This is a genomic window from Kordia periserrulae, from assembly GCF_003054265.1.
GTDB lineage: Bacteria > Bacteroidota > Bacteroidia > Flavobacteriales > Flavobacteriaceae > Kordia > Kordia periserrulae.
This window is the reverse complement of record NZ_QBKT01000004.1, coordinates 376626-399498: the sequence shown is the minus strand read 5'-3', so window position 1 is coordinate 399498 and position 22873 is coordinate 376626. Positions and strand designations below refer to the sequence as shown.

Genomic DNA, 22873 nt, shown 5'->3' with positions numbered 1-22873 from the left:
CTTCGTCTCGCAAAGACGTTTCGTAGTTGGTGTTTAAAGGTTTATAAGTTTAGGAGTTTAGTTTGAAGAAATTCAAAATTCAAAAATCCAACATTTGTCATATCGAGCATTATTGAAATTAAAATAAATTTTAATTGAAGATACCTAGCGGAGCTATCGAGATACAACATACCAAAAAGCAAAGCCGCCACCAAAATTCCAAAACTCTAAAAGCAAAGCGCCTCCAACAATCTAAGAAGTCTAAGCCAGTCTAAAAAATCTAACAACTCTAACACCAAAAGTTTACACTGAGCCTGTCGAAAAGTTTACACTGAGCTTGTCGAAGTGTAAGAATATATTTCCTATTTTAGTAAGATATAAAAAACCAACACCTGTCACATCGAGCATAGTCGAGATGCAACACCTAACAAAAAAACATGTCAAAAGAACTAAACCCAGCAGATTTTAACAACGAATTGGAATATGTAGAAGCGGTATTAGGGTTTAAACTTGATGAAAGTAATTATAAATTAAATAAGGAAGGAAAGCTTGTAAGGTTAAAAATTATAGATAAAGGAATCTCTAATATTAAATTTATAGAAAAGTTAACTTCGTTGACAACATTGGATCTTTATAATAATCAAATTCAATATATCGAGGCACTTTCAGGCTTGACTTCGTTGACTTTGTTGAGTCTTTCTGCTAATCAAATTCAAGACATCGAAGCACTTTCTGGCTTGACTTCGTTGTCCTTTTTATACCTTTCTAATAATCAAATTCAAGACCTCGAAGTACTTTCTGGCTTGACTTCGTTGATTTATTTGAATCTTTATGGAAATCAAATTCAAGACATAGAAGCGCTTTCTGAATTGACATCATTGACGGAGTTATCTCTTTCTAATAATCAAATTCAAGATATTAAATCACTTTCTGAATTAACATCGTTGAAGGAGTTATCTCTTTCTTCTAATCAAATTCAAGATATCGAATCACTTTCTGGATTGATTTCTTTGAAGAAATTAGATATTTCTTATAATCAAATTCAAGATATCAAAGCATTCTCTGGATTAACTTTATTAAAGTATTTATATATTTCTTTCAATCAAATTCAAGACCTCAAAGCACTTTCTGGCTTAACTTCGTTGAAAAAATTGTATCTTGATAATAATCAAATTCAAGATCTCGAAGCACTTTCAGGCTTGACTTCGTTGACGAGTTTGTATCTTTCAAACAATCCAATTAAAAACATTCCAGAAACCATTCTAAATAGTTCTGCTCAAGAAATCGTCCGTTGGTTGCAGCTAAACGAAAATGCCAAAGCAACGAACGAAGAAAAGGTACTTCTACATGATATCAAAGTATTGTTATTAGGAAATACGAATATTGGGAAATCAAATTTGCTATCATATTGGGAGCAATGGTACAAAGACAGGAAAATTACCAATCTGTATCCTATAAATAGTGAGACCACGCATGGCTTGGTCTATAAAGAACTGCAAAAAAAAGGTATAGAAACGCCATTATTACATATTTGGGATTTTGGTGGACAAGAGTATTTTCATGCTACGCATCAACTGTTTTTTAGTCCGCAAGCCTTGCATGTATTGCTTTGGACAAAAGACATGACCAATACACGTATCAAAGGCGAGCAAATTTTTGAATTGGACTATTGGCTGCGCTGTTCGGAGCAATTGAGCAAACATGACAGTCCCATCGAAATGGTGCTCATCGAAAACCGTATTGACCATACAGATGAAAATGATAATCTAGAATTTTATTCACATTTTCCGGATGACCACTATTTGGAAAAATTCAATATTCATTCACCACACAAAGAAAAAGATACGAGCAGACCGCCTTTTATGCTCAATACGTGTTCTGTTAGCTTGTTGCATCAAAAGCGTTTGGAAGGCATGTTTGAATTGTTGGACGAGCGCATTGAGATGTTGCATCAAAAGAATTTGCATCCGCCGATATATGCTGAAATACGAGATGGTTTGGAAAAATCCACCAAAAAGTTTTGGACATTAGCCGAGTATAAAAAGAAATTTAATCAAGAAGATAATACCATTCTAAAAACACTGCACAAGCTAGGCTGTATTCTCTATTTTCATAAAAGATTGCCCAATAAAATCTTTACGCAACCCGAATTGTTATTGGAGTTGATTTATAATAAAATTTTAAATGAAAACCTTCAAAAACAACAAGGAAAACTAACGGATGAATTGAAAAAAGCTGGAAAAGATAATGAGTTGGGATTGACAGCCTTAGAATTGCAAAAGCTACTCAGCGATTTTAAACTAATCTTTAAAACGCATGACGATTGTTGGTACGCGCCGCAATACTTACCCGAAGCGTCGCCTGCGTGGTTGCAATTGCTGAAAGATTATACCTTTGGTGTGGCAAATATCAAAGTATCGTCTGACCGTTATTTGATGAATAACATTTTGCTTGACCTATTTACGGAATATGCAGATGTTATTAAAAAGGACGATTCGTATATGTTTTGGCAAAAAGGTTTGGTGATACAAAAAGACGGACAATTATTGCTGATAGAATATGACCGTAAGCAAATGTGTTTATTATTATATGGAGACCAACAGGAAAAAAATCGTGCCTTGCAAAAAGAAGTAGTAGACTTTATCATCGAAGTCATCCACAAAGACGGCAAACCAAGCTACGAACTAGAAAGTATGAGTGAAGAGGTTGACCGTATTGGATTCAAAAACCATGAATTAAAACTCAAAGGAGAGAAGAGAGCAACAAAAAACAGCGGTTGGCGTAGTGATAAAGTCAACATTGGCGTGAGTATTGACGGAAATTACTATGTAAATGTACAACAGTTGCACGACAATGTGCTAAACAAAATATACCTACACAAAGAACTACAAGGAACCATGAAAAAAGTGACTATCAGTTATTCCAAAGACGATTTAAAACTAGTCAATGAGTTTATCAAAAACTTAGTACCGTTGCACGATGATGGTTTGATAGAAAATCCGTGGTATTGCTCGCAATTGGAAGCTGGTACGGAATGGAATAAGGAAATTCAAGAAAAATTTAACCAAGCAGATATCATTTTCTTTATGGTAAGTCCTAACTTTCTAGCAACCAAATATATCAAAGAACACGAAATCAAAACTGCCATTGCGCGGCGTCAAAAAGAAATAGAAGAGAAGCTGGTGCCAAGTAAGCAAGTGAAAATCATTCCTATCATTTTAGATTTCTGTCGTTGGAATCGAAAAGATGCAAAGTACAATCTAGGAAAATACACAGCACTGCCATACACGGCAAAACCTGTTATGGATTTCAAAAACAGAAGCATGGCTTGGTACATCATTGAAGAAGCTATTCGTGTTGCTATTGAAAAAGACAATGACCCAGATTTTAATAATACACTAAGCAAAGAAGTTCAAAAAATCTACGAACGCATCATGGCGAGAAAAGTAGATGATGACAATGACATTAGTGATTAAAAACGGTTCTACAATATCGGCAACCATTCCCACAAACCTTCCTTGACGTTGTATATAGACTCTTTTCGGTTACAACAATCATTCGTTGCGGTTGTTTAATGAATATTTTGGGTTGTGTAAAGAAAATATTCGGTTATTTAATGCTTTGAACCCCTTTCAGAACCCTTTCGAAGCTATAAAATATAGAAAATAAGCTATAAATAACCTCAAGAAATGATTTCCCAAAGGGATCTCAATTATTACTGAACCTTTTTCAATGTATCAATGAATCAATGTAACAGTGTATCGATGTTTTTTAATGTGTTCATTTGAAAATTTTTTGATTCGTCCTTGCGAGGAAGTATGACGAAGCAATCTGTTATTTCAAATACCAAAACTGCACTATGACACACAGATTGCCACGACTTCGTCTCGCAAAGACGTTTCGTAGTTGAAGTTTAAAGGTTTATAAGTTTAAGAGTTTAGTTTGAAGAAATTCCTATATATATTTTTTGCTACGTCCTTGCGAGGAAGTATGACGAAGCAATCTGTTATTTCAAATACCAAAACTACACTATGACACACAGATTGCCACGACTTCGTCTCGCAAAGACGTTTCGTAGTTGAAGTTTAAAGGTTTATAAGTTTAGGAGTTTAGTTTGAAAGGAATTCAAAATCCAACATTCAAAATTCAAAATTCAACACCTGTCATATCGAGCATTATCGAAATTAAAATAAATTTTAATTGAAGATACCTAGCGGAGCTATCGAGATACAACATACCAAGAGCGAAGCGCTACCAAAATACGAACATACCAAAAGGCAAAGTCGCTACCAACAACAATCACCCTAAAAACTTCCCCAAAGCCGACGGTTGTTGCAATAACCATCCTGTTAAGCTATATCTAGGTTTGTGCGATGGCATGACGCGATGTGGCACTACAGCACTTTTAAACATGACGCATCTTGCTTCAATAGGTTCTACGAGTATAGAACTTCCGTCTTTGCGGAAAATTTCCAATTCACCACCATCTCCTTTTTGCCAGTCTTTATTCAAATAAATGACCATACTAATCGTTCGGTTGTTTCGAGCGTTGAATTGGTCTAAATGGGTATCGTAATGTCCGCCTTTTGGATAATGTGCTAAATGAAATTCATGTCCTGCCAGACTCAGAAAGCAATAGCGATTGTATATATACATGGTTTCATCAATCAAGTCCCAAAGCGCGTGTAAGCTTGCATCTCTATTTCTGTCGAGCCAATACGTATAATCTCCGCGAATGTCCTCGCGTATTATATTTTCACTCAACGCACCAATTCCAGCGCGCGTAAAATCTTCTAAATGTGATAGAAAAAACGATCGAATTGTATCAAATCTCTGTTGATCTAAGAAATTGTCAACAATTACAAAATCTTTATCGGAAAGTTCATCCACCCAGGAGAGCCAATCCGTTAACGTATGGCACTTGTTCAAGTCATAAAAAAAAGTGCGTAAATATAGAGTTTAATCATATACAAAAAACACAGTGTATTGTAATTTTTTAATATGTTGATTTGAAAATGTTTTTTATACCACGAACCATCAGCTTGAAAGTATAATTATAGATTTGATATGAATCGATAAACTCATCAACACTATTGAGAAAAGCTTAGATTTCAAAGTACTTCTCGATACATTTTTTCTTCATTTCATTGCGAAAAAACACTCGAAGAGACGGTTTGAAGTTTAAAGGTTTAAAAGTTTAGGAGTTTAGTTTGAAAGCAATTCAAAATTTAATATTTGTCATGTCGATTTGATGTGCATCGATAAGCTCATCAACACTATTGAGAAAAGCTTAGATTTCAAAGTACTTCTCGATACATTTTTTCTTCATTTCATTGCGAAAAAACACTCGAAGTGACGGTTTGAAGTTTAAAGCTTTATAAGTTTAGGAGTTTAGTTTGAAAGGAATTCAAAATTCAATATTTGTCATGTCGATTTGATGTGCATCGATAAGCTCATCAACACTATTGAGAAAAGCTTAGATTTCAAAGTACTTCTCGATACATTTTTTCTTCATTTCATTGCGAAAAAACACTCGAAGTGACGGTTTGAAGTTTAAAGCTTTATAAGTTTAGGAGTTTAGTTTGAAAGGAATTCAAAATCCAACATCCAACATTTGTCATATCGAGCATTATCGAAATTAAAATAAATTTTAATTGAAGATACCTAGCGGAGCTATCGAGATACAACATTCCAACATACCAAAATACGAACATACCAAAAAGCGCCAGCGACCCAACACCCAACACCCAACACCCAACACCTAAAACCTAAAACCCAACCGCCTTATCATCCCCACGCGGATCCGCCCCGCCTTCTAACTTTCCGTTGGGCAATACTAAAATGCCTTCTACTTTTCCTATGACGGGACTGTTCGTAGCATCAATCGTATAACCGAGTTTGGTGAGTTTTGCTTGTATTTCTGGACTGAATCCGTCAGGTTCCATTTTAATCGTGTCTGGCAACCATTGATGGTGAAATCGCGGTTGATTGATGGCTTCTTGCATGCCCATTTTATGTTCGTGAACGTTTAAAATTGTTTGTAATACGCTCGTAATAATCGTAGAACCGCCTGGCGTTCCCACAACCATGTATAGTTTTCCGTTTTTTTCAACAATTGTAGGTGTCATGGAGCTTAACATCCGCTTTTCAGGCGCAATGCTGTTGGCTTCTGCACCAATCAATCCAAACATATTGGGTTCGCCAGGTTTGGCACTAAAATCGTCCATTTCGTTGTTTAAAAAGAAACCCAATTCCTCACAATACAACTTGGAACCGTACGCACCGTTAATCGTGGTTGTGACCGATACCGCATTTCCAAATTGATCTACGATGGAGTAGTGCGTGGTTTCATTACTTTCTACAATTTCAATATTTCCATGCGCGACTTCCGATGACGGCGTGGCTTTTTCAAAAGAAAAGTTTGCCATTCGTTCTCTAATATAGGTTTCGCTTAGTAATGTTTCTGTGGGAATGGTGACAAAATCAGGATCACCTAAAAAATAATTTCTATCTGCATAGGCTCTGCGTTCTGCTTCGGTAATTAGTTGAATCGATTTAACAGTATTGTGTCCAAATTCGTCCACAGCATACGGTTCAATCGCTTTCATGATTTCTGCCAAGCAAATTCCACCACTAGACGGCGGCGACATGGAAATGACGCGTAAATCATCATACGTAAACGTAATAGGAGTACGCCATTTCACTTCGTATTTTGCCAAATCTTCCAGCGTCATAATACCGCCCGATTGTTGCATGAACGCTACGAGTTTTTGTGCCGTTTCTCCCTTGTAAAATTCGTCGCGACCGTTTTTCTGAATGCGTTCCAGCGTTTTTGCCAATTGCAAACGTTTGATGGTATCGTTCGCTTTCCACGCTTTTGCAAATAGAAAATTAGCATCGTTTACTTTTAAAAATTCACTTCGATACTCTTCCAAGCGTTCTTGTTGTTTTTTCGTTACAACCACACCTTTTTTTGCCAAGGCAATCACAGGTTCAATGATTTCGCTCATTGGTAGTTTTCCATATTTTTCATGCGAAGCAAAGATACCCGCTATATTTCCAGGAATTCCAACTGCCATTGCGCCCAGCGTGCTTTTATTGGGAATGACTTCCTGCGTAATAGAATCCAAATACATATTTTTAGACGCTGCCAACGGTGCTTTTTCCCTAAAGTCCAATCCGCCAATGCTTCCATCATCCAAACGATATACCATAAATCCGCCGCCGCCCAAACTTCCCGCGTACGGATAGGCAACCGCCAACGCCAATTCCATTCCTGCCATGGCATCAAATGCATTGCCGCCTTTTTGAAGAATATTTTTCCCAATCATGGAGACTTCTTCACGCGCCGAAACCACCATTGCATTTTCAGAAATAACGCCTTTTACGGTTTCTTTACAAGAAAAAAATAGTAAAAAAGTAAGACTAAAAAGTAAGAGTTTATTCATGTTGTAATTCGTTTAGTTTTTGGTTGGAAAATGCTATGAGTTCTTCAAAAAAAGAGGTGAATTCTGCTTCAAATTCATCATAAAATTCTTTGAGTTCCACAACTGCTAAGTTCATTTTTGAACGATTTTGCGTTCGGCGATTCATACCTTCCAATACTTTGGTAATGCCTTCAATCGATGCATAACTCACCAACCAATTGTCGTGAATCATGTGCGGAAGCAAGCGTTGTACATTTTCGGGAAGCATCTCAAAATGATCTTCCAGCAAATGGTAAAAATCGTTTACAAACGTTTCGAGTGGAACATCGGAATACGTTGTCCAGTTTTTCGCCAAAAAATGATCGTATAAAATATCGACAATAACACTGCTATAGTGACTGTAGTTTTTATGCAAACGTTTCGTGCTTTGTCGCACCGTAGGATGCGCATCGGTAAAAGTGTCAATATGGCGATGCAGTAAAATGCCTTGTTGCACTTTGGGTGGATATTTTTTATACTTTTTGCCACGAATACTATCGGCAATAAAGTTTCCTATCGTAATTTCGTCGTCGTTTTGTGAAAGATAAATGTGCGCTAAAAAATTCATGTATGCTTAAAAAGAGTTTCTAAAGTACATAAATATTTGCGTATGGAATTATGAAATCATTAATAATTGTGCTGTGCGAACAAAATCCATCAAGAACTTTTATATTTGCTTGAAATTTTAATTGAACAGAATATGACTTTAATCAAATCAATTTCAGGGATTCGAGGAACTATTGGAGGAAATGTAGGTGATAATTTGACACCTATTGATGCGGTAAAATTTGCAAGTGCCTACGGAACTTGGTTGAAGAAAGAATATAACAAAGAAAAATTAACGGTTGTCATTGGAAGAGACGCACGAATTTCTGGCGCGATGATTCAGAGCTTGGTGGTCAATACTTTAGTAGGTTTGGGAATTGATGTCATTGACTTAGGATTGTCCACAACACCAACAGTTGAGGTAGCCGTTCCGTTAGAAAAAGCCGATGGTGGAATTATCTTAACCGCAAGTCACAACCCAAAACAATGGAATGCGTTAAAATTGTTGAATCATAAAGGTGAATTTTTAAATGGTGCCGATGGTGCTGACATTTTAGAAATTGCCGAAAGTGACGATTTCGATTTTGCCGAAGTAGACGATTTGGGAAGCGTGACTGAAAATGATACCTACATCACCAAACATATAGAAGAAGTACTCAACTTACCATTGGTAGATGTTGAAGCGATTAAAAAAGCAAATTTTAAAGTGGTTGTTGATGGCGTGAATTCTACAGGAGGAATCGCCATTCCACAGTTATTGCGCGCGTTGAATGTTGATGTGGTGGAATTGTATTGTGAGCCTAACGGACATTTTCCGCACAATCCAGAACCGTTGAAAGAGCATTTAACCGATATTTCAGAATTGGTAGTGAAAGAAAAAGCTGATTTCGGAATTGTCGTTGATCCTGATGTTGATCGTTTGGCATTTATTTGTGATGATGGCGAAATGTTTGGCGAAGAATATACTTTGGTCGCTTGCGCAGATTATGTACTAGGAAAGGAAAAAGGCAATACAGTTTCTAACTTATCATCGTCAAGAGCCTTGCGCGATGTCACGGAAAAACACGGAGGAAGCTATGAAGCTAGTGCGGTTGGAGAAGTGAATGTAGTCATTAAGATGAAAGATACCAATGCTGTGATTGGTGGTGAAGGAAACGGAGGTATCATTTATCCTGAATTGCATTATGGACGCGATTCGTTAGTTGGTGTTGCATTATTCTTAACGCATTTGGCAGAAAAAAACATGACCGTTCGCGAATTACGTGATAGTTATCCGAGTTATTTTATGAGCAAGAATAAAATTCAGTTGACGCCAACATTAGATGTAGACGGAATTTTAAAAGCGATGGAAGAGAAGTATGCTGATGAAAATGTAACTACGATTGACGGTGTAAAGATTGATTTCCCAGAAAATTGGGTACACTTACGTAAATCGAACACCGAACCAATTATTCGTATCTACACAGAAGCCAAATCGCAACAAGCAGCGGATGACTTGGCACAGCGCATTATGGGCGAAATTAAGGAGATTGCGAATTTGTAGACGATAAAAAAATATGAATTAATGAAAAGCTGTCCATTTATGGATGGCTTTTTTTAATGGTTTTGTGTAAATTGATATTAGTTCAGTACGCAATATAGTTTTGACGAACTTGTACTTTATACACATAACTTTTTTTTGATTGTATGTTTAAGCTATGTATGTAATATATACATACGTGCTAATAACTAACAAACTAGGTAAGAGATATACAGGATAAATTGTTCTAGAGAAAAAGGTATTCCAATAATTACAATTACCTTTGGTATAGTTTTGTATATTCATATTAAATTCTTTAATGGAACTTTTCTTTTGGATAGCATCATTGTACAAACTTCTAAATTTTCGCTCAAGCATGAGATAGTAGGTGTCTAAAAACCAAAATACCGTCAGCGGAAACAGCGCAGAAAGTATGATAAGAATATTCTTTTCTGCACAGTAAATAGCCAATAAAGCAGAAACAATGGTGATACATAATCCTTTCAAATGAAAAGAATTAGTGTTCATTCGGGTAATGATATTTTGAATAAATTCAAGGTGTTTTAATTTTTCGTCACTCATATTCAAAATTTACTTGTTATTTGATTAGCGTGAAATTGCAATTCTGGATACTTATTCAAAATCTGTGGTTTACTGCCAGTAGTGTTGGGAATTCGCATGCAAGCAATATCTTTATGTAAACTATTCGCAACCTCAACTTCCCATGTAATCCAATTGTGATTATGTGTATTATCTCCAATCAGTACCAACACTATATTTGCTTTATTTATCAATGGTTTTAGATATTCTTTTACTGCTTTTTTTCCGCTAGTTCTGTTGTCTTCTTTTTCAGCAACAATTGTATAACCGGGAAGTAAACCTTTACTTTCCCATCTTTTAATTTTATTCAAATATTTTATGTCTTCGTAGACATAGCTCACAAAAATTGATTTCATACTAAATTTTACTTTAAAGTAAAACTAGCATAATAATCGGAACAATAATTACGGATTTCCGTACAGTGAAAAAAATAGAAAAACACGCTTACTTTTGATACTTCTCAGGCACTTTATCTCGGTGTTTCCAACGCTTGTGTACCCAATAATAATGCTCCGGAACTTCGCGTATTTGTGCTTCTAAAGCTCTGTAGAAAAATTCGGTAGGTTCGTGTTGTGCGTAATTTTCAATTCCTTCAGGAGTTAAATCGATAAACGAACCTTGATAGTGTCCGCGCTTTACCTTTTCAATCTTAAAATAAATAAAAGGCATATCCGCTTTTCGCGCTAAAATTTCAGGTCCGTCAAAACAAGGAACCACAATGTCCATAAACTCCGTCCAGTAATAATGATCTAACGGTTTTGGCGATTGGTCACTGACCATATAATAAATTCCCAACAAACCATCATCTTCATTCTTTTTAATGGTTTTAAAGGTTTCTTTTGTGGTAATTAGTTTTGCATCAGTACGTTCGCGAATATCGCGGACAAGTTTGTCAAAATACTTATTGGTGAGTCGTTTGTAAATTCCGAAACCTTTATAAGACACATATTCATTCATAATATTCATCCATTCCCAATTGGCGTAATGTCCAGAAATTAACAAAATACTTCGTCCTTGCTTTTCATATTCGGTAATCAGCTCAATATTCGGAAATACAAAACGTTTTCGCATCGATTTCTTTGAGATAGTCAACGATTTAATCATCTCTAAAAACATATCACACAAGTGACTGTAAAACTTTTTCTCAATTTTCAAGCGTTCCGAATCGCTCTTTTCAGGAAAGGCTAATTTTAAATTTTCGCGAACAACTTTCTTTCGATAGCCAATTATATGATAAGTAATAAAATAGCAAAAATCAGAAAATAAATATAACAGCGGAAACGGCAACAAGGAGATTAACCAAAGAATAGGATAGATAATAATGAATGCGACAAGCTGCATAGGAATCGTATATTTTTGACAAATATAGCTATATTTGGCATCTAATAAAGGCTATTTCATGATGAATTTAGAACCCGTAACCATTGTGCTCATTTTAGCAAATGTGTTGCCATCAATCAAAGGATTTGACGATCAATCTTTTCTTAATAAATATTTGTTCAATATCAGTGCTATTAAATACGGACAACATTTTCGAATGTTTACTTCCGGATTTTTACATGCTGATATCACACATCTGTTATTCAACATGTTAACGCTGTATTTCTTTGCAAACTATGTCATCTTTACACTTGGAACACAGTATTTTATACTCATCTATTTAGCCAGTTTATTGTTTGGAAACCTATTATCGTATTTCTTTCATCAAAATGAGCCACATTATACGGCGTTAGGCGCGAGTGGTGCGGTTTCAGGCGTGTTATTTTCGGCTATTTTGTTATATCCAAACATGAATTTGTATCTGATGTTCATTCCTATTCCTATCAAAGGTTATGTAGTTGGAATTGGTTATTTGCTTTTTTCTATTTATGGAATGAAAAATCGTTTGGGTAATATTGGACATGATGCGCATTTTGGTGGCGCTGTCGCGGGATTTGTCATTACGCTCATTCTTCGTCCCGACAGACTTTATGAAGAAACTCTTTTGGTAATTTTACTCGCGATTCCTATTGTTATTTTATTTGTGATGATAAAAACAGGGAAGATTTAGACGAAATAAGCGATTTTAAAAAGGGGAATTTTCCTATATAAAAGGGTAAAATAAATGTTTTTTCTTTGTAAAAAACATAACTACCATGAACATTAAAACCATTTTTACAAGTATCGTGTGTTTCATCATTTTTTCAATGAACGCACAAGTAGATATCAATGAAAAAGCAGCAACCATCAAACTATCTCCATCCTTTACGAAAGGAATGGAACTAAAGTATGATGTGAAAAAGTCTATTTTCGTTGAAGAAGCAGACACCATTTCGTATCAATTAAATATTTTGTTTAAAGATATCAAAGACGACACTGCAAATCTTTCAGTGTTTTACACCAATTTAAAAAACGGAAACTCTCTTACAGAACTTTTTGAAGATGTAATAGTTGATATAGACTATCATCTCACAAACCAAACGTTTACATTGAGTAATGAAAAAAAGCTTCAGCGCAAGCTCAAAAAAATCTTGAATAAAAATTATAAAAACAACGACATAGCATCCATAAAAGCATTAACAGAAATTGTAAATAGCTTACACAATCAAGGAAATCCTATTGAGAATATTTTTGTAAATGACATAGAGCAGCTTAGTATGTATTATCAAAAAACGATTCCTTACAATCGTTCGGTTTCAGATTCTTTAAAGGTAGATGAACCTATACCACAATCTACACAAATATTAAAATATGGAATGTATAAGCAAGACAACGGTGATTATAATTTTAAATATAATAAAGAGGTACTAACTGATGGACTACGAAAACTCATTGAAGCAGAAACGGAAAAGGCGTATAGAGAAGAAGTAGGCGCTGATTCTTTAAGTGTAGTTGAATTCACCATAGATAAAGATATTAAAATGGAAATGACTTCCGAAGAGAATATCTTGTACGATGGCGAAAGTTGCTTGATAAAATCATATACATTTACAGATAGAGTTGTAGCTTTTGGATCAAAACTTCTAGATACATTCAAATCGATGACACGTGTTGAGTAGAGAAGATGACATACAAAAAAATCCGTTCAAAACTTGAACGGATTTTTTTTGTGGGGAGAGCAGGATTCGAACCTGCGAAGGTAAAAACCAACAGATTTACAGTCTGTCCTCGTTGGCCGCTTGAGTATCTCCCCAAACGCTTTTGCGTTATTGCGGATGCAAATATAGCATTGTTTTTGAACCGCGCAAATAAAAAATATACGTTTTTTTACGAAAAATAATAACTCGTTGGAAATCAGTTATCGGTTGTCAGTTGCTAGTTGTGGGTTTTCGCTTTTTCATTATCTAAACGAAAAACGAAATTTAAAACTCAAACACTCACAAACAAAACAACTCACCTACCAAAATACCAAGAGCGAAGCGACCTAACACCCAAAACCTAACACCCAAAATCCAACACCAAATTATTTCCCAAGCAATTCCTTAATCTTTGCTTCCAAGACATCGCCACGCAAATTCTTTGCAACAATTTCTCCTTTTTCATTCAAAATAAACGTTGCAGGAATAGTTCGTACGTTGTATGTTCTTGCAATGGCATCTCTTCCGCCGTCTAAGTTTGAAACTTGATGCCAAGGCAATCCATCAGTTTTGATAGCGTTTATCCACGCTTCTTTAGGATTGTTCTGATTTGGACGACCATCAAGCGAAACACCGATAATTTCCAAACCATCTTCGTGGTATTTATTGTAAATCTTTACCAAATTCGGGTTCTCTTTTCGGCACGGTCCACACCAAGCTGCCCAAAAATCAATCACCGTGACTTTTCCTTTGATATCATTCAAAGAAATCATTTCTCCGTCAGGATTTGGCGCTGTAAAATTGGTAGCAACACTTCCTACTGCCGTACGCAACAGTTCGGTAGTTTTGATAAACAATTCCTGACCAATACGTGTCTTTTTCATATCATCTGGAAGTCCGTCAAAAAACTGTTTTGCATTTTTTGGAGTCGTCAATTTATTTTGAAGCATACGGTTTACCAACATTACAGAAATATAAGAAGTAGGATGTTCTAACACATAATCTTCTTGGTATTGTAGCGCTTCTTTATCGATTGCAGAAACTTTCTTTTTAGCAATAGCAACAGCTGCCGTATCTTTAGCAATCATTGCTTTTTGATATTCAGCGCGTACTTCTTGCACTCTTTTTGATAATTCTTTCGAAGCCTCAATAAAGTTGAGGTATTCTTCATTGTGCTTTCCGCCCGAAATTTTAGCTGCCGACAAACTATCTTTATGAGCATCAATCAAAATTGGAGCATTTTCTAAGATAACGTTGATGTTACTTTGGGTACCATTCACATAAATAAAACCTAACTGTGGATATTCAACTTTTCCTGTAAAGATAAATTTACCATTTTGAACAATGGCAGTGTCTTTGGGTTGTGGTGCACCTTTATCATTTGGCACTTTCAAAAATGCACGGACACCATCAGGAATTCCATTGACGGTAGTTTCTATCACATATCCATCGCCACTATTTTGTGATTGTTCGCCACAGGAAACAAACAATAACAGTCCCATCATACAAGTAATTATAGATACTTTTTTCATGTTTATATACATTTTTGTTGCTAATTTTAAAGTTAAACGCGCAAATTTAACCAAATGTGTAGAATTACCCTAGAAAAATTAAAATTGATAACGCACGCCCAGCGCTAGATCAAAATTTAAGTCATCGTTAAAACCATTATCAAAGCCAATTTCCGGACGTACATCTAGCGAAAGCTGTAATGGAAATTCAAAAGAATACGCAATTCCAACATCGCCTGCAAGAAAAGCATACACACCGTCGTTGGTCAAATTTCGATTACTTTTCCAACTCCCAATTCCGCCACCTGCGCCCGCGTACCAATGAAATCCGTCATCAATATTCCAAATCCATTGGTACAATCCTGTGAGTTTGTAAGCATCGTAGGCATCGCTGTCTTTCCAACCCAAATCCAATTCCAAACGGTTGTTACTCCACAACGCTCTTTGATACGAAATTTCAGTACCAAAACCATTATTTCCGCCAATTCGCAATCCGATAGCATTGTCTGCTATTTGTTGGGCTGAAGCTGAAAATCCCACAAATAAAACTCCTAAAATCACCAGTTTTTTCATAATATACTCTTTTAGTTTATGTACTTTTGTTACGGCAAAACCGATACCTCATATTCGTTACGGTACTGCTAGAAGTGGTGGTTAGAAATACTTGTTAATATCTTGTGATGAACTCATCATTGGTTGTTATTTATAACTAAAAAAATAAAAGTATATTGCCAAAAAAATTGCAAAAGACACGTAAAAAAGTGGCATGAAGACGAAATTGGAACAACTAAAAAAAACGTTTGCAGGAACGATTTTTTACGACGATTTACATCGAATTTTATACGCAACCGATGCATCTGTATATCGAAAACTTCCGCTTGCGGTTGCCTATCCTAAAAATACCACCGATTTACAATTACTCATCAATTTTGCCAATACGTACCATACATCGCTCATTCCCAGAACAGCTGGAACCTCGCTTGCGGGACAATGTGTAGGAGAAGGAATTATAGTAGATGTGTCGAAACATTTCACAAAAATCATTTCGGTTGATGAACAAGCCAAAACTGTCACCGTGCAACCTGGCGTGGTGCGAGATGCATTGAACAATCATTTACAAAGTGTCAATTTATTTTTTGGACCGAATACGTCAACGTCCAATCGTTGTATGATTGGTGGCATGGTTGGAAACAATTCGTCTGGAACAACGTCTATTCAATATGGCGTTACGCGCGATAAAGTTTTGGAAATGGACGTATTGCTATCTGACGGAAGTGAAGTCACTTTTGGTGAAATTACGGTAGATGAATTTCATCAAAAACGACAATTGCAAACGCTTGAAGGTAGCATTTATCAAAAAATATACAACATGCTTTCGGATGAAGCGAATCAGCGTGAAATCTTAGCCGAATTCCCGAAGGCCGCTATTCACCGAAGAAATACAGGTTATGCCATTGACGAATTGTTGCGTTTGCAACCGTTTTCTACGGATGGAGCAACGTTTAACATGTGTAAATTGCTCTCAGGAAGTGAAGGAACCTTAGCATTTACCACAAAAATCAAGCTACAGCTGGACGATTTGCAACCTGCAGAAAGTTGTGTTGTAGCAGCGCATTACAACAGTATAGAAGATTGTTTGGAGTCGGTTTCGCTAACCATGCAACACAATTTATACACTTGCGAAATGATGGACAAAATCATTTTAGATTGTACAAAATCCAATCTCGCGCAAGCTAAAAACCGCTTCTTCGTAAAAGGCGATCCACAAGCCATTTTGTTACTAGAATTACGCTCAAACTCCAAAGACGATTTAGAAATACAATCCGAAAAACTATTGGCTTCGCTTGAAAAAGAAGGTAAAAGCTATCACTATCCTGTGTTGAAAGGCGAGGAAATAGCCAAAGCGATGGAATTGCGCAAAGCTGGTTTGGGACTGTTAGGAAATATTGTGGGCGATAAAAAAGCCGTAGCATGTATTGAAGATACGGCAGTCGCGCTGGAAGATTTGGCAGCGTACATTTCCGAATTCACACAGTTGATGGACAATTACGAGCAAAAAGCCGTGTATTATGCGCATGCAGGCGCGGGCGAATTGCATTTGCGTCCTATTTTGAATTTAAAGAAAAAGGAAGATGTCGTTTTATTTCGAAAAATAACGCATGATGTAGCCAAGTTGGTCAAAAAATACAACGGTTCGTTTAGCGGTGAACACGGTGACGGAATTGTGCGTGCGGAATTTATTCCCATCATGATTGGTGAGAAGAATTACGAATTACTAAAAGAAATTAAAGCCGTATTTGATCCGAACACGATTTTCAATCCTGGGAAAATTGTCGATGCTGCTAAAATGGACACGTCGCTGCGCTATGAAATTGACCGTGAAGAACCTGAAATTGAAACTATTTTTGACTTTTCAGATAGTGAAGGAATTCTGCGAGCGGCTGAAAAATGCAACGGTTCGGGCGATTGTAGAAAACCTGCGTCGTTTTCGGGAGCTATGTGTCCAAGTTATCGCGCTACGACGAATGAAAAAGATACCACACGCGCACGAGCTAACGCGTTGCGGGAATTTTTAACGGTTTCCGAAAAAGAAAACAAGTTCAATCACACGGAATTGAAAGAGGTGTTTGATTTGTGTTTGAGCTGTAAAGCTTGTGCTAGCGAATGCCCAAGCAATGTAGATGTAGCAGCCTTAAAGGCAGAATTTTTATATCAATATTACAAATCGAACAAACCTACATTTCGTGACAAATCGTTTGCGTTTTCAACCAAATCAAATCGTTTGGCAAGTACATTTCCGAGTCTTTCCAATTTCGTCAAAACAAATGGTTTCACGTCAAAAATCATCAAAAAAACACTTGGTGTTGCGGTAGAACGCGATTTACCTACAAATTCCAAAAAGACTTTAGAGAAAATTATTCAAAAGTCATTCAAAACGGCTTCTCCAAAAGTGACAAAAACTAAAAAAGTGTATCTATTTAACGATGAATTTACCAATTACTTGGAATCTGACATCGGGCAAGATGCCTTGGTTTTATTAGTACAATTGGGATATGACGTACAATATGTAAAACACAAAGAAAGCGGTCGAACCTTTATCTCAAAAGGATTTTTGGAAGAAGCCAAAAAAGTAGCCAATGCCAATGTAGAAATCTTTAAAAATCTACTCAACAACGATGCGGTTTTGGTGGGCATTGAGCCTTCTGCCATTTTAACCTTCCGCGATGAATATATTCGTTTGGCGGATGATAAAACGGCGGCAAAACAACTTTCAGAACACGTGTATTTATTAGAAGAATTTTTAGCAGAAGAAATCAAGTTGGGAGCAATTACTTCGGAAGCGTTTACGGAAGAAGCGAAAGACATTAAAGTTCACGTGCATTGTTATCAAAAATCCTTGTCCAATCAAAAATGTACGTTTGATATTTTGAATCTTCCAAAAAATTACAAACCGACGATTATTGCTTCGGGTTGTTGCGGTATGGCAGGTTCGTTTGGCTATGAAAAAGAGCATTATGAAATCAGCATGAATATTGGAGAACACTCGCTATTTCCAGCCGTTCGAAACGCAGCAGCTACCACTATTATTGCAGCCAATGGAACAAGTTGCAGACATCAAATTAAAGATGGAACGAGTAGGGAAGCATTGCATCCGATAACGGTGTTGAGACGCGCGTTGGTTTAGATTTTTAGACACGGCTCGTGCCTTTAGAATCGCTCGCTTTGCTCACTTTTGGAAACGGCTTCGCCTTTGGTATTGCTCGTTGTTACTCGCTGTTCGTATTTTGGAAAATGTTTTTAGATTTTTCTATGAAAATTACTCGAACTGACGGTTTGTTGTTTGAATTATAATTTAAAATTAAACATCCAACATCCAACATCCAACATCCAACATCCAACATCCAACATCCAACATCCAACATTCAACATTCAACATCCAACATTCAAAGAGGCGAAGCCAAGTCTAAAAGAGAGCAAAGCGAGCAACTCTAAAGCAGAGCGTTTCAAAGAAGTCTAAAAAATAAAAACCTATTTTGTTTCTTTGATAATTGTTATGGCTGCCAATAAATCTTTATAATCCATGGATTTTAATTCCTCGTCTGCATAAAAAGCAGTAAGGCGATCTTCGGTATGGCGATAGAGTTTCCAACGGTTTTTGTGATATTCCAACGCAGTTAAGTTTTCAACCCAATCACCTGAATTTAAGTAAATACACGAGCCTTTACGATTGGATTTCTTCTCCATTTGTGGTTGGTGAATATGTCCGCAAACCACATATCCGTATCCGTTGTCAATCGCTAAATCAGCAGCGACATCTTCAAAATCACTGATATATTTTACGGCTTTTTTGACGCTGTTTTTTATTTTTTTCGATAAGGAATATTTTTCGCGACCAAGTTTTAGCAATACCCAATTAATCATTCGGTTCAAGCGAATGAGCAAATCGTAGCCAATGCCGCCCAATTTCGCAATCCATTTGGCATTTTGAATAGAAGCATCAAACACATCGCCGTGAAAAAACCATGCTTTTTTGCCGTTCAATTCAAGCACCAATTTATCAACCAATGAAAAATGCCCAAGCGTGGTATCTGAAAAACGACGCAAGGATTCATCGTGATTTCCCGTAATATAAATCACTTCAACACCTTTTGTCGTAAAATCAATTAATTTCTTGATGACTTGTAAATGTGCTTTGGGAAAGTAGCGTTTTCGAAACTGCCAAATATCAATAATATCTCCGTTCAGAATAATTTTTTTAGGATCAATGCTGTTCAAATAGGCGAGTAGTTCGTTTGCGTGACAACCGTAGGTTCCTAAATGAACATCGGAAATCACCACAAGGTCTATCTTTCTTTTTTTCATGGGCTATTATTACTATTTGCAAATAAAAAAGAAACCCACAAAATGCATGAAAAAATAGTGTTAAGGTTCGTTGGTGGAATGTTACCAATTTATCAACAGAAATCGCTGAATGTTAAGATAATGTGAGATTGGTGTTAGCTTTATTCAAACAAAAGAAAATGTACATGACAAAAGTATTGCTGGAAGTACTTATAAAGTTAATTTCAAGCATTTGTTGGGTTTTTAAATCAGTTCCTTTAAATTTACAAACGTTAAAAAATTACTATGGCAGGAAATACGTTTGGTTCGCTATTCAAATTAACCACTTTTGGAGAATCGCATGGCGCAGCAATTGGAGGAATTATTGATGGTTGTCCAGCAGGATTGGAATTGGATATGGACATGATTCAACACGAAATGGATCGTAGAAAACCCGGGCAATCAGCGATTGTGACGCAACGTAAAGAACCCGATACGGTAGAATTTTACTCTGGAATTTTTGAAGGAAAAACAACTGGCGTTCCTATCGGATTTGCCATTCACAATACCAATCAGAAATCACACGATTATTCACACATCAAAGAAACCTATCGTCCATCGCATGCCGATTATGTGTACGACCAAAAATACGGACATCGCGATTATCGCGGTGGCGGAAGAAGTTCTGCACGAGAAACTGCAAGTAGAGTCGTAGCAGGTGCCATTGCCAAACAATTACTTTCAGACATTAAAATCAATGCGTTTGTGGCATCTGTGGGAGATATTTCGATTGATAAACCCTATCACGAACTCGATTTTTCATTAACAGAAAGCAATCCCGTGCGCTGTCCTGATGTGGAAAAAGCGGCGGAAATGGAAGAAAAAATTCGTCAAATTCGCAAAGAAGGTGATACCATTGGCGGAACCGTAATGTGCGTACTTCAAAATGTCCCTGTCGGATTGGGCGAACCTGTGTTTGACAAATTACACGCAGAACTCGGAAAAGCCATGCTGTCGATTAACGCCGTCAAAGGATTTGAATATGGAAGCGGATTTGCAGGCTCCAAAATGAAAGGAAGCGAACACAACGATATTTTCAATGCAGATGGTACGACAAAAACCAATCTTTCTGGAGGAATTCAAGGTGGAATTAGCAACGGAATGGACATTTACTTTACGGTGGCTTTCAAACCTGTAGCCACCATTATGCAATCGCAAGATACCATCAACAAAGACGGCGATATTGTGGAAATGCAAGGAAAAGGTCGCCACGATCCGTGCGTGGTGCCACGCGCCGTTCCTATTGTAGAAGCGATGGCAGCATTGGTGTTGGCGGATTATTATTTAATCAATAGAACTATCAAACTATGAGCGTAAAGGATTTTTTTATCGCTGTCATCCGAATTATGGCAATCTATTTGTTTTCTCAGGGAATCATTTCGATAAGTCATTATCTTACATATTCGTTTGATATTGATAATTCATCAACCATGTTTTGGTCTGTGAGTCTAACTTTACTTTTTTCGACTATCCTTTATTTTTTATTCAGAAAGACTTCTGCTATTGTAACGTTTTTAGGCTTGGATAAAGGTTTTTCTTCAAATCATTTTAATTTTTCCAATACGGAAAGCAAATACATTGTAGAAATTGCCATCACTATCATGGGACTTTTTTTAGTTTTCATGAAAATTCCTTACATGTTAGAGAATTTATATATATTGATAAAATCTAGTTACAGCACGCTTGTTCTTGCAAGTGACTATAACTTTAGGCCATTACAACAAGATTTAATTATTAACTTTTTACATATCTTAGTCGGATTGGTGATTATCTTTTTAAGAAAACCAATTGCAAACCTATTTACCACAAACACAGACAAAGCATAATCTATAAAATAGAAACAGATACAACATGAAAAAAATGGCATTACATTGGAAAATCTTGATAGGAATGGTGTTGGGCGTTATTTTCGCCTTCATTTTACTGTCCACTTCTTGGGGAAGCGAAAAAGTAGTTTTAAAAGAAATTGCGGCTTCTGAAGAAATTGTACAGCAAATTGTGAATGGAGAAGTCGTAACGACCGTCAAAGAAATTCCAGCACAAATCATCAAAACGACACGTGCCGAATATTTCATCAGTCGCTGGATAAAACCATTTGGAACCATTTTTATCAACTTGTTAAAATTGATTGCGGTTCCGTTAATTTTAGCGTCCTTAATTAAAGGAGTTTCTGATTTAAAAGACATCGCAAAAATCAAAAAAATGGGCTTGCGTACTATTGCCATTTACATTGTAACGACGTTGGTAGCGATTATCATTGGACTCGGAATAGTAAACACCGTGCGTCCAGGCGCAGGAATGCCACAAGATACCATAGAAAAAATTAAGTTGAAATATGCGGATTCTGATGGTGTTACTGACAAACTCACCAAAGCTGCTGCTCAAAAAGATGCTGGACCATTACAACCATTGGTAGATATTTTTCCAGATAATGTTTTTAAATCGTTGGGAGATGCGAAAATGTTACAAATTATCTTTTTTGCGCTATTTGTTGGAATTTGTTTGTTGTTAATTCCAGAAAGCAAAGCCAAACCAATGATTGACATTTTCGATTCGCTCAATGAAGTCGTCATGAAAATGGTCGATTTAATTATGCTTTTTGCGCCGTATGCCGTTTTTGCGCTCTTAGCAAACGTTATTGTTGCTTTTGACGACCCTGAAATTCTGCTGAAATTAGTTTCGTATGGATTGTGCGTTGTTGGCGGATTGTTATTAATGATTGTATTCTATTTAATCATCGTGAGTGTGTACACCAAAAAATCACCATTATGGTTTTTAAAACAAATAAGTCCAGCACAATTATTAGCATTTTCTACAAGTTCTAGCGCGGCAACCCTGCCTGTAACCATGGAACGTGTAGAAGAGCATATTGGTGTTGACAAAGAAGTTTCAGGATTTGTATTGCCTGTTGGCGCCACGATTAATATGGACGGAACGAGTTTGTATCAAGCGATTGCAGCGGTATTCATCATGCAAGTGTTGACGCCAGAAAATATCAACTTTCAAGTACAATTAATCATTGTATTTACAGCCTTATTAGCTTCTATCGGAAGTGCGGCAGTGCCAAGTGCGGGAATGGTGATGTTGGTCATAGTATTAGAATCTGTAGGATTTGACCCAACATTGCTTCCAATTGGATTGGCGTTGATTTTTGCTATTGATAGACCACTTGACATGTGTAGAACGGTCATCAACGTTACAGGAGATGCTACCGTTTCGATGGTAGTTGCCAAATCGCTGGATAAATTACACGAACCACATCCTAAAAATTGGGATGACAATTATCCAGCAAAAAAAGCTTGATACATCACTTCG

At 36.5% G+C, this 22873-nt stretch carries 18 protein-coding genes and 1 tRNA gene; 9 read left to right on the top strand and 10 right to left on the bottom strand.

Annotated elements, in window-relative coordinates:
- Positions 1-416: 416 nt before the first annotated feature.
- Positions 417-3455 (top strand): leucine-rich repeat domain-containing protein, encoded by a 3039-nt coding sequence (locus tag C8N46_RS10630; protein WP_108114870.1) that lies wholly within the window; start codon positions 417-419, stop codon positions 3453-3455.
- Between the two features lie 823 nt (positions 3456-4278).
- Here the strand turns inward: C8N46_RS10630 and C8N46_RS10625 are convergent.
- The 3 genes from C8N46_RS10625 to C8N46_RS10615 form a co-directional block, all read right to left on the bottom strand.
- Positions 4279-4869, bottom strand: coding sequence for a 2OG-Fe(II) oxygenase (locus C8N46_RS10625; protein ID WP_108114869.1), 591 nt, complete (start codon positions 4867-4869; stop codon positions 4279-4281).
- Between the two features lie 878 nt (positions 4870-5747).
- Positions 5748-7427 carry a gamma-glutamyltransferase gene (ggt, locus tag C8N46_RS10620; protein ID WP_108114868.1) on the bottom strand — a complete coding sequence of 560 codons (1680 nt, stop codon included), beginning with the start codon at positions 7425-7427 and terminating at the stop codon, positions 5748-5750.
- Positions 7420-8013, bottom strand: coding sequence for an acyl carrier protein phosphodiesterase (locus tag C8N46_RS10615; RefSeq protein WP_108114867.1), 594 nt, complete (start codon positions 8011-8013; stop codon positions 7420-7422). Before C8N46_RS10615 ends, ggt begins: the two co-directional genes overlap by 8 nt.
- A gap of 132 nt (positions 8014-8145) precedes the next feature.
- Between C8N46_RS10615 and glmM the strand changes: the two genes are divergently transcribed.
- Positions 8146-9534, top strand: a complete 1389-nt coding sequence (glmM, locus tag C8N46_RS10610; protein WP_108114866.1) for a phosphoglucosamine mutase — start codon at positions 8146-8148, stop codon at positions 9532-9534.
- Between the two features lie 147 nt (positions 9535-9681).
- Here glmM and C8N46_RS10605 read toward each other — a convergent pair whose 3' ends face one another.
- The 3 genes from C8N46_RS10605 to C8N46_RS10595 all read right to left on the bottom strand — a co-directional run bounded on the left by C8N46_RS10605 (position 9682) and on the right by C8N46_RS10595 (position 11451).
- Positions 9682-10092 (bottom strand): hypothetical protein, encoded by a 411-nt coding sequence (locus tag C8N46_RS10605; RefSeq protein ID WP_108114865.1) that lies wholly within the window; start codon positions 10090-10092, stop codon positions 9682-9684.
- A gap of 2 nt (positions 10093-10094) precedes the next feature.
- A complete protein-coding gene (locus tag C8N46_RS10600; RefSeq protein WP_108114864.1) occupies positions 10095-10466 on the bottom strand; it encodes a TIR domain-containing protein in 372 nt (123 codons plus the stop codon).
- A gap of 88 nt (positions 10467-10554) precedes the next feature.
- Positions 10555-11451 (bottom strand): lysophospholipid acyltransferase family protein, encoded by an 897-nt coding sequence (locus C8N46_RS10595; protein ID WP_108114863.1) that lies wholly within the window; start codon positions 11449-11451, stop codon positions 10555-10557.
- Between the two features lie 58 nt (positions 11452-11509).
- Here C8N46_RS10595 and C8N46_RS10590 point away from each other — a divergent pair, with 58 nt between their 5' ends.
- Both C8N46_RS10590 and C8N46_RS10585 read left to right on the top strand, forming a co-directional pair.
- Positions 11510-12160: a rhomboid family intramembrane serine protease gene (locus tag C8N46_RS10590; RefSeq protein WP_170110080.1), complete on the top strand. Its 651-nt coding sequence runs from the start codon at positions 11510-11512 to the stop codon at positions 12158-12160.
- A gap of 85 nt (positions 12161-12245) precedes the next feature.
- Positions 12246-13148 carry a hypothetical protein gene (locus C8N46_RS10585; protein ID WP_108114862.1) on the top strand — a complete coding sequence of 301 codons (903 nt, stop codon included), beginning with the start codon at positions 12246-12248 and terminating at the stop codon, positions 13146-13148.
- A 51-nt stretch (positions 13149-13199) separates the two neighbouring features.
- Here the strand turns inward: C8N46_RS10585 and C8N46_RS10580 are convergent.
- The 3 genes from C8N46_RS10580 to C8N46_RS10570 form a co-directional block, all read right to left on the bottom strand.
- Positions 13200-13282, bottom strand: a tRNA-Tyr gene (locus C8N46_RS10580).
- A gap of 270 nt (positions 13283-13552) precedes the next feature.
- Positions 13553-14698 carry a TlpA disulfide reductase family protein gene (locus C8N46_RS10575; protein ID WP_158269131.1) on the bottom strand — a complete coding sequence of 382 codons (1146 nt, stop codon included), beginning with the start codon at positions 14696-14698 and terminating at the stop codon, positions 13553-13555.
- A gap of 78 nt (positions 14699-14776) precedes the next feature.
- Positions 14777-15250 carry a hypothetical protein gene (locus C8N46_RS10570; protein ID WP_108114860.1) on the bottom strand — a complete coding sequence of 158 codons (474 nt, stop codon included), beginning with the start codon at positions 15248-15250 and terminating at the stop codon, positions 14777-14779.
- Positions 15251-15443: 193 nt separating this feature from the next.
- Here C8N46_RS10570 and C8N46_RS10565 point away from each other — a divergent pair, with 193 nt between their 5' ends.
- Positions 15444-18362, top strand: a complete 2919-nt coding sequence (locus C8N46_RS10565) for an FAD-binding and (Fe-S)-binding domain-containing protein (protein ID WP_108114859.1) — start codon at positions 15444-15446, stop codon at positions 18360-18362.
- Between the two features lie 156 nt (positions 18363-18518).
- Positions 18519-18695 (top strand): hypothetical protein, encoded by a 177-nt coding sequence (locus tag C8N46_RS20465; protein WP_158269130.1) that lies wholly within the window; start codon positions 18519-18521, stop codon positions 18693-18695.
- A gap of 11 nt (positions 18696-18706) precedes the next feature.
- On the opposite strand, the gene C8N46_RS10555 is transcribed toward C8N46_RS20465, so the two are convergent.
- A complete protein-coding gene (locus C8N46_RS10555; protein ID WP_108114858.1) occupies positions 18707-19540 on the bottom strand; it encodes a UDP-2,3-diacylglucosamine diphosphatase in 834 nt (277 codons plus the stop codon).
- A 264-nt stretch (positions 19541-19804) separates the two neighbouring features.
- Between C8N46_RS10555 and aroC the strand changes: the two genes are divergently transcribed.
- From aroC to C8N46_RS10540, 3 genes are read left to right on the top strand one after another with little or no spacing between them, the layout of a single operon-like run.
- Entirely contained in the window at positions 19805-20869 is a 1065-nt protein-coding gene (aroC, locus tag C8N46_RS10550) for a chorismate synthase (protein ID WP_108114857.1), read from the top strand.
- Positions 20866-21384 (top strand): hypothetical protein, encoded by a 519-nt coding sequence (locus tag C8N46_RS10545; protein ID WP_108114856.1) that lies wholly within the window; start codon positions 20866-20868, stop codon positions 21382-21384. Before aroC ends, C8N46_RS10545 begins: the two co-directional genes overlap by 4 nt.
- A 25-nt stretch (positions 21385-21409) precedes the next feature.
- On the top strand, positions 21410-22861 hold the full coding sequence (locus C8N46_RS10540) for a dicarboxylate/amino acid:cation symporter (protein ID WP_108114855.1): 1452 nt from the start codon (positions 21410-21412) through the stop codon (positions 22859-22861).
- Positions 22862-22873 lie beyond the last annotated feature (12 nt).

Excerpts from the sequence above, each read along its gene's own strand:
- C8N46_RS10630 (WP_108114870.1), top strand. The coding sequence starts at position 417 with ATGTCAAAAGAACTAAACCCAGCAGATTTTAACAACGAATTGGAATAT.
- C8N46_RS10575 (WP_158269131.1), bottom strand. The coding sequence starts at position 14,698 with ATGAAAAAAGTATCTATAATTACTTGTATGATGGGACTGTTATTGTTT.
- C8N46_RS10605 (WP_108114865.1), bottom strand. The coding sequence starts at position 10,092 with ATGAGTGACGAAAAATTAAAACACCTTGAATTTATTCAAAATATCATT.
- C8N46_RS10585 (WP_108114862.1), top strand. The coding sequence starts at position 12,246 with ATGAACATTAAAACCATTTTTACAAGTATCGTGTGTTTCATCATTTTT.
- C8N46_RS10565 (WP_108114859.1), top strand. The coding sequence starts at position 15,444 with ATGAAGACGAAATTGGAACAACTAAAAAAAACGTTTGCAGGAACGATT.
- C8N46_RS10600 (WP_108114864.1), bottom strand. The coding sequence starts at position 10,466 with ATGAAATCAATTTTTGTGAGCTATGTCTACGAAGACATAAAATATTTG.
- C8N46_RS10595 (WP_108114863.1), bottom strand. The coding sequence starts at position 11,451 with ATGCAGCTTGTCGCATTCATTATTATCTATCCTATTCTTTGGTTAATC.
- C8N46_RS10570 (WP_108114860.1), bottom strand. The coding sequence starts at position 15,250 with ATGAAAAAACTGGTGATTTTAGGAGTTTTATTTGTGGGATTTTCAGCT.
- C8N46_RS10540 (WP_108114855.1), top strand. The coding sequence starts at position 21,410 with ATGAAAAAAATGGCATTACATTGGAAAATCTTGATAGGAATGGTGTTG.
- C8N46_RS10590 (WP_170110080.1), top strand. The coding sequence starts at position 11,510 with ATGATGAATTTAGAACCCGTAACCATTGTGCTCATTTTAGCAAATGTG.
- C8N46_RS10555 (WP_108114858.1), bottom strand. The coding sequence starts at position 19,540 with ATGAAAAAAAGAAAGATAGACCTTGTGGTGATTTCCGATGTTCATTTA.
- C8N46_RS10615 (WP_108114867.1), bottom strand. The coding sequence starts at position 8,013 with ATGAATTTTTTAGCGCACATTTATCTTTCACAAAACGACGACGAAATT.
- aroC (WP_108114857.1), top strand. The coding sequence starts at position 19,805 with ATGGCAGGAAATACGTTTGGTTCGCTATTCAAATTAACCACTTTTGGA.
- glmM (WP_108114866.1), top strand. The coding sequence starts at position 8,146 with ATGACTTTAATCAAATCAATTTCAGGGATTCGAGGAACTATTGGAGGA.
- C8N46_RS10545 (WP_108114856.1), top strand. The coding sequence starts at position 20,866 with ATGAGCGTAAAGGATTTTTTTATCGCTGTCATCCGAATTATGGCAATC.
- ggt (WP_108114868.1), bottom strand. The coding sequence starts at position 7,427 with ATGAATAAACTCTTACTTTTTAGTCTTACTTTTTTACTATTTTTTTCT.